Origin of the sequence: Streptomyces sp. NPDC047982 (assembly GCF_043204165.1) — a bacterium.
In the GTDB taxonomy this organism is placed as follows: Bacteria; Actinomycetota; Actinomycetes; order Streptomycetales; family Streptomycetaceae; genus Streptomyces.
This window is the reverse complement of the sequence record NZ_JBIDBS010000057.1, coordinates 1-2,595: the sequence shown is the minus strand read 5'-3', so window position 1 is coordinate 2,595 and position 2,595 is coordinate 1. Positions and strand designations below refer to the sequence as shown.

Sequence of the window (2,595 nt, the reverse complement as noted above, 5' to 3'; positions counted from 1 at the left end):
CGGTCCCTGCTCCGCCGGGGCGGGGGGCGCCGCGCCCCCCCGCGGGGGGGGCCCCCCCCCGGCGGCCCCCGCGCCGCCCCCCCCCCCGCCCCCCCCCCCGCCCCCCCCCCCCCCCCCCCCCCCCCCCCCCCCCCCGGGGGGCCGGCCGGCCCCCCCCCCCCCCACCACGGTGCATCAGCGGCAGCTGGACGCGGGCGCCGGCTCGGCCTCCGGCCGTGAAACGGCCACCACCCGGGACGGGGTCACCTGGGCCGACGGCTGGTCCTGCGCCGGGGTTAGCCTGCGGCCCAGCCGCAGCGCCAGCACCGTGATGCCCAGCGAGAACAGCACGAACGTCACGATGTACGGACCGTGCAGCGTGGCCCCCATCGGTCCGCCCACGGCCGGACCGACCGCCAGCGCGAGCTGCTTGCACAGGGCGAACGCGGAGTTGTACTGCCCGACCATCGACTCCGGCGCCAGGTCGACGACGAGCGGCGCGACGGTCGGCGACAGCATCGACTCACCGAGCCCGAAGAGCGCGTAGGTGGAGATCAGCGCGGCCGTCGCCATGGTCTGGCTGCCGTGTCCGAGGCCCGCGAAGCCCGCCACGACCCAGGCGAACGCCCAGATCAGGCCGACCAGTGCGATGACCCGGCTGCGGCGGCGACGTTCCACCAACCGCAGCACGACGAACTGCGCCACGACGATGACTGCGGTGTTGGCGGCCAGCGCGACACCGAGGGTCGACGGCTGGATCCCCGCGGCCTCGGTGCCGTACGCCGCGAGACCCGACTCGAACTGTCCGTAGCAGGCGAAGAACAGCACGAAGCCCAGCACACACAGTTGCACCATGGCCCGGTGCGACAGCAGCGCCCGCAGTCCGCCCGCCGCCCCGGACCCGTCGGTGGGCCGGGCGTGGGAGACGGACGGCGTACGGTCCAGCCGCACGGTGGAGGCGACGACACCGAGCACCACGAACATCACGGCCTCGATGACGAACAGCAGGGTGAAGGTCGCCGGCCGGGACGTGTCCACGATCTGACCGCCGACCAGCCCGCCGATGCCCAGCCCGAGGTTCTGCAGGAAGAACTGCATGGCGAAGGCGCGGGTACGGGTGGAGGCGCTGGAGCACCGCACGAGCATCGTCGCGAGCGCCGGCTGCATGACCGCCGTACCGGCGCCGAGGACTGCCGCCGACAACACGGTCGCGGTCACACCGGACGACAGACCGAGCGCCACCGCGCCCAGGGAGGCGACGGCCGAAGCGACGACCAGCACGGGCAACGGGCCGCGCCGGTCGATGGCACGGCCCGTGAACGGCAGCACGGCGAGCGCCGCCATGGCGAAGACCGCCAGCACGACTCCCGCCGTACCGGCACCAAGATCCCGCACCTGTGCCACATAGACGTACAGGTACGGAACGGTGAACCCCAACCCGAACGCGCTCAGCGCGCTCCCCAGCTGGATCCGCCGCAGCGCTGCCCCCATCTCCCTGGTCACACTCACCTGCCTCAAGCTCTCGAACCGGCATGCCGACATGCCGGGCCACACCAACGACTCGAACCCGAAGACTTTAGCACTAAAATTAGAAGCTCAACAATTCAAGCCGAAGGACTTCGATGGCTTGGGAGGGCGTGCCATACTGCCCGCCATGTCTGACACCACCGAGCAGCCCGGCCCGCAGGAGCCGAGTCTCGACGAGCAGGTCGCCGCGTATCAGCGGGAGTTCCGCGACCTCGACCCGCAGGTCGAACAGGTCGTTTCGGCCCTTGGCCGGCTGAACCGCCGGATGAACGTGGCGTACGGGCGCCAGCTCGCCACCCTCGGCATCAGCAACGCCGAGTGGGAGGTCCTCAAGACGCTGGTGCTGGCCGGCTCCCCCTACCGTCTGGGCCCGGGGGAGCTCGCGAAGCGTCTCGGGCTCACCCCGGCCGCGATGACCCACCGCATCGACCGCATGGCGGCCGACGGTCTGGTCACCCGCGACCGGGACGAGAGCAACCGGGTGCGCGTGATCGTCGAGGTGACCGACGAAGGCCGTACGAAGTGGCTGGAGGCGATGCGCATGGCCACCGCCTTCGAGGAGGACCTGCTCCAGGACTTCACGGTGGAGGAACGGGGAGCCCTCGGCGACATGCTGATCCGCGTTCTTCGCCGGGTGGAACACGCCCAGCCGGACGCCGGCGGTCGCCTCTCCGACCTGGACTGACCTGGTGGCCGGTCCGATGGCCCGCCGCCAGAAAACCGCTTGACCTGGTGAGTTGACACACCCCACCCCGATCCGTAAGGTTCTTCGAGTTGTCACGGGACTGGAATGGTTCTGGGGCAATCGATCCCGCCGCGGATGCGGCAACCAAACTCAGCACGATCTCCCACTCGGGAAAATTTCGGCATGCCCGAATTAATTTTGAGGACTCGATTATGAGTCGCGGGGGAAATCCGCTAGAGTTTCGGTGTCGGAACGGCCCAACGGCCGGGAAGACGAAACCCGCTGACTGGGAATCAGGCCCGAAAGGATCTGATAGAGTCGGACTCGCCGGAAAGGGAAACGCGAAAGCGTGGAACTGAAAGGCGGACCCGCTTCGACCGGGAATCGGACACGAAAGAGTCTGA

Annotated in this window: 2 protein-coding genes; one reads left to right on the top strand and one right to left on the bottom strand. The window is 70.0% G+C overall.

Features of this window, described 5'->3' with window-relative positions:
- Positions 1-174: 174 nt before the first annotated feature.
- The gene (locus ACGF2V_RS31045; RefSeq protein WP_362630885.1) at positions 175-1,470 is read right to left on the bottom strand and encodes an MFS transporter; all 1,296 of its coding nucleotides are present in this window, start codon (positions 1,468-1,470) and stop codon (positions 175-177) included.
- A 163-nt stretch (positions 1,471-1,633) separates the two neighbouring features.
- Here ACGF2V_RS31045 and ACGF2V_RS31040 point away from each other — a divergent pair, with 163 nt between their 5' ends.
- Complete coding sequence (locus tag ACGF2V_RS31040) at positions 1,634-2,191, top strand: MarR family transcriptional regulator (protein ID WP_362630882.1); 558 nt, start codon at positions 1,634-1,636, stop codon at positions 2,189-2,191.
- The last annotated feature ends 404 nt before the right edge of the window (positions 2,192-2,595 follow it).